Origin of the sequence: Hominilimicola sp. (assembly GCF_046972485.1) — a bacterium.
GTDB classification, from domain to species: Bacteria; Bacillota; Clostridia; order UBA1381; family UBA1381; genus Hominilimicola; species Hominilimicola fabiformis.
In genome coordinates, this window is sequence record NZ_JBKVWU010000148.1 from 1 (window position 1) to 4,784 (window position 4,784).

Consider the following 4,784-nt stretch of genomic DNA (forward strand, 5'->3'; position numbering starts at 1 on the left):
TTCTTTCACAGCGTCACACTCCCTTTTTCATAAAGCTCAATCGCATATTTGCCGTTAAGCTTTGCTTTTTCTTTTAAATGGCTGTAATTTTCTTTTAAATCCTGCTTTATCGTGTCGTAATTTGCCACACATTCATCAAGCATTTTCTTTAAATTTTCATCTGTTACTTCATTTACGTCAACGTAGTGTCTTTGATGTGTATATTCCATAAAGCTGTTTATCTTAGGGTCATACACCAGGCCGATAAGCGGTACTGAATTTATCGCCGCATAAATTAATGTATGAAGTCGCATACCGATACACATATCAAAGCATTTAATAATTGAAAGCATCCCCTCAACGGAATAACGTTTCTTGATAATTGCCGATTCATGTTTCATTTTGCGTTTTATGTTCTGCATTATAGCTGTGTCACGACTTGACTGCATAGGAAGAAATACCGTATAGTAGCCGTATTTTTCGTATGCGTAGTCACAAGCGTTCGCAATTTGAGTTTCAAAGTCACTGCCTAAGTTCTGCCACTTTCTTACCGACACTCCGAGCAGTTTTTTATCACTCGGAACGCCCTCATTTTTCAAAATAGCCTTTCCGAGCTTTTCGTCTGCAATATCCAAATCAAGTGCAGGATCAGCTGTAACCTTTACATTTTTGTTTTCAATACCGATTTCATGCAACGTTTTATATGAACGTTCATCACGCAATGTTATAAGGTCAACTTTATCAAGTATTTTCTTGGTTTTCTTGATATTGCCCTTTCTTTCAAGCGGACCTATACCGTTTGAATAAAGCATAACTTTCATATTTTTCTTTTTTGCCATTGCGATAACCGTAAGATAATACCAAAGTGACTTTGTACTTGTTCTGTCCTGTATCAGTGTACCGCCGCCCGAAATAAGCATATCTGCCTTTTTCATATGTTTGGCAATCTTTAATACATTCAATCGATTTATAGATTTAACCTTGTAATATTCCATTGTTTCGTCAGGGTTTGCACTTAAAACAACTATGTTCGGACTTTCCTTATACTGCTTTAAATCATTTATAATCGCCTGCAAAAGTGCGTCATCACCGCTGTTTTTAAAGCCGTAATAACCTGATATAAGAATTTCTTTGTTTTTCTGCAATGCCCAGTCATAAACCTTTATGCTGTCATCAGCCATACGAGTTACGGAATATTCTTTCTTAATAAGTTCTCTGCCGTATTCGCCGAGTTCTTTCTGCTTATTTTCGTCAAGATTGAAGAATTTAAGTACATCACGTTTTATAAGCTCACTGTCCGACATTTCACAACCGCGGCAACAGAAGTTAGTATCAATGCCGACCGCAAGTTTGCTTTCGTCAAACAATCCGATATATCCCTCATTACCTGCAATTATAACAGGCTTGTCCGCCGCCATTGCCTCAAGAGCCGCACGGCTCACACCCACAAACAGTTTACACGGTGCAATAAGTTTATTTATATCTGTTCTTGCACCTGTAAGTACAATGACATCACGACCCAACTTTTGGTTTACGCTGTCAGCCATAGTTTTTACATTATCATAATCATCGCCTGCACCGACAACTATAACTTTTAAATTATTAACCGCTTTGTCGATTTCGGGAACTGCTTCGATAAGCTGCTTTGCAACAAGGCTTCTTGATTCGTCCAAACGGCTTACATAAGTTATAACCGTATCGTCGTCTTTTATACCGAGTTCCTTTTTTATATCTTCACAATCTGTTTTAGGTGAAAACTTTTCAGTATCAATACCGTTTATCGTAACATTTATATCACCTGCCGGTATGTGATAGTTGTCCATTAAGTAGGTCTTTATATCCTCCGACACCGCAACAGTCTTTTCACCCCAATCGGTTATATATTTAAGACCGTAGCCTGTATTAAATACCCAATGTGCCGTTGTCACAAACGGAAACTTCATTCTCTTGTGAAGTTTTCCCAATATAAAAGAAGGGATTCTTGCGTGAGAATGAACTATGTCTATTTTTTCGTCTTTAATTATCTTCTTCAAAAGTCGTGCCGATTTCAGCATATTCAAAGGATTTTTATTCTGCAAAGGTACTGCATAATGCTTTATTCCCGCGTCCTCGAGTTCCTTTACATAAACACCGCCGTTTGAAGTGACAATTACATTAAAGCCTTTTCTTTTAAGCTCTTTTGCAAGTTCAACAACGTGTGTTTCCGCGCCTCCGATATTTAACTGCATCAATGATAAAAGGATATTTGCACCTTTTTCCAAAGTACTCACCTGCTCTTTCATACATACTTATTTTTATTATATCATATTATGTATTAAATTTCAATCACTGTTTTTGTCTGCAACTTACATACTATGTTACAGCAATATTCACAAAATATCTGATATTTATCAAAAAGTATTTTACAAATTGTTTGCGATGTAGTATAATAAATTCATTATTATAAAATCAAGAGAGGTATTTTCTTATGAACAACAAAAAAAGAAGTATGTTTTCAGGCGGATTCGGATTTGTTCTTGCTGCGGCAGGAAGTGCGGTAGGATTGGGTAATATTTGGCGTTTCCCTTACCTCGCCGCAAAATACGGCGGAGGTATATTCTTATTATTCTACATACTTCTTGTCGTAACATTCGGTTTTTCACTTATGATTGCCGAAAACGCAATCGGACGTAAAACCGGTAAAAGCGGACTTTGTGCATTCCGCGAACTTAGTAAAAAATGGGGATTTATCGGAATTATCGCAACGCTTATTCCCATGATTATTCAGCCTTACTACAACGTAATCGGCGGTTGGGTTATCGAATATGCAACAAAATATGTAACAGGCAATCATCAGCTTTTGGCACAAGACAATTTCTTTACTGATATGCTTGCATCACCGCAAAGACTTCTTATTTATCAGTTTATATTCTCGGCAATTACGACTTTTGTAATTTTAAGAGGTGTTCAAAAAGGCGTTGAAAAGTTCAGTACAATACTTATGCCGGTACTTATCGTACTTGCAATAATCGTTGCGGTGTACTCAATTACACTTCCGGGGGCTATGACGGGTGTTAAGTATTTCTTCGTTCCCGACTTTTCAAACTTTTCAATTCAAGGTGTGCTTGCCGCAATGGGACAAATGTTCTACTCACTGTCGCTTGCGATGGGTATTATGATTGCATACGGCTCATACTTGCCTAAAGACAGTGACCTTGAAAAGAATGTAGGCAGAATTGAACTTTTCGATACAGCTATCGCTATATTGGCAGGTCTTATGATTGTTCCGGCGGTATTCGCTTTTTCAGGCGGTGACCAAAGTGCTTTGGGCAAAGGTCCAAGCCTTATGTTTGTGACATTGCCAAAGGTATTTGAAAGCATGGGTATGGCAACGGTTATAGGAAGTGTATTCTTCATACTTGTTCTGCTTGCCGCACTTACTTCTTCCATTTCAATTATGGAGGCTATCGTTTCTTCGCTTTGTGACCGTTTCGGTTGGGACAGAAATAAGACAACAATCTGTGCAGGTATCGGTTCTTTCTTATTCGGTATACCGCCGATTTTAGGATACAATGTCTGGGATAAAGCGACTTTAGGCGGTATGACAATTCTTGATATGATGGACTTTGCCACAAATTCAATACTTATGCCTATATGCGCATTGCTTACCTGTATATTTGTCGCATACGTTATCGGCGTCAACTCAATACACGATGAAGTACGCATATCATCAGCATTCAAACGTCAAAAACTTTTCGATATTATGATTAAATACGTTGCACCTGTGTTTATCGTTGCAATATTGATTTCTTCAATACTTGAAGCACTCGGAATTATAAAATTCTAAAAAAATAAGCGTTCACTTCAAAATGTGAACGCTTTTAATTTTTGTCTTATTGGGTAACAACTCTGTGGAATGTCTTTTTACCCTTTTTGATAATCATACCTTCATCTGTAATCATATCTTCCGTAACAACACCGTTTACGTCATTGTATTTTACATCATTGATTGAAAGACCGTTTTGTTGAACAAGACGTCTTGCCTCACCCTTCGACGGCAACAATCCTGTCTTAACAAGCATATCAAGTACACCCATTCCGACAACGTCAGGTATAACGCTTGTCGGCATATCTGCACTTACTCCGCCTTTAGCGAATACTTCTTCTGCTGTTTTCTTAGCTTTTTCAGCCTCTTCTTCACCGTGTACAAGCTTTGTTACTTCATAAGCAAGAATTCTCTTAGCTTCGTTAAGTTCCTTACCTTCCCACTTTTCCATTTTACGAATTTCGTCCATAGGAACGAATGTAAGAAGTTTTAAGCACTTAATAACGTCAGCATCTTGTACGTTTACCCAATACTGATAGAAATCGTACGGAGTAGTCTTTTTAGGGTCAAGCCAAACAGCACCCGATTGTGTCTTACCCATTTTCTTACCTTCACTGTTTGTAAGCAAAGTAAATGTCATACCGTAAACCTGCTTTTGATCCTTACGTCTGCAAAGGTCGATACCGCCAAGAATGTTACTCCACTGGTCGTCGCCGCCCAATTCGATTTTACAGTCATACTTACGGTTAAGCATTAAGAAGTCATAGCTCTGCATAAGCATATAGTTAAATTCAAGGAATGAAAGTCCCTTTTCAAGTCTTTGCTTAAAGCATTCGGCAGTAAGCATTTTATTTACTGAGAAACATGAACCGATGTCACGCAAAAATTCTACATAATTAAGGTCTAAAAGCCAATCGGCATTGTTTACCATTATAGCTTTATCGTCCGAGAAATCAATAACTCTTGATAACTGCTGTTTGAAACATTCACAGTTATGGTC

3 protein-coding genes are annotated in these 4,784 nt (G+C 37.9%); 1 reads left to right on the forward strand and 2 read right to left on the reverse strand.

The window, feature by feature from the left end:
- Positions 1-5 precede the first annotated feature (5 nt).
- Positions 6-2,240, reverse strand: a complete 2,235-nt coding sequence (csaB, locus tag ACLTU0_RS10755) for a polysaccharide pyruvyl transferase CsaB (protein WP_412322428.1) — start codon at positions 2,238-2,240, stop codon at positions 6-8.
- A 206-nt stretch (positions 2,241-2,446) separates the two neighbouring features.
- On the opposite strand from csaB, the gene ACLTU0_RS10760 reads away from it, so the two are divergent.
- The gene (locus tag ACLTU0_RS10760) at positions 2,447-3,805 is read left to right on the forward strand and encodes a sodium-dependent transporter (protein WP_118445636.1); all 1,359 of its coding nucleotides are present in this window, start codon (positions 2,447-2,449) and stop codon (positions 3,803-3,805) included.
- A 46-nt stretch (positions 3,806-3,851) separates the two neighbouring features.
- Here ACLTU0_RS10760 and tyrS read toward each other — a convergent pair.
- The coding region (gene tyrS, locus ACLTU0_RS10765; RefSeq protein WP_412322430.1) for a tyrosine--tRNA ligase at positions 3,852-4,784 on the reverse strand (933 nt) is incomplete at its 5' end.

Coding starts and splice junctions, on each gene's coding strand:
- ACLTU0_RS10760 (WP_118445636.1), top strand. CDS start 2,447: ATGAACAACAAAAAAAGAAGTATGTTTTCAGGCGGATTCGGATTTGTT.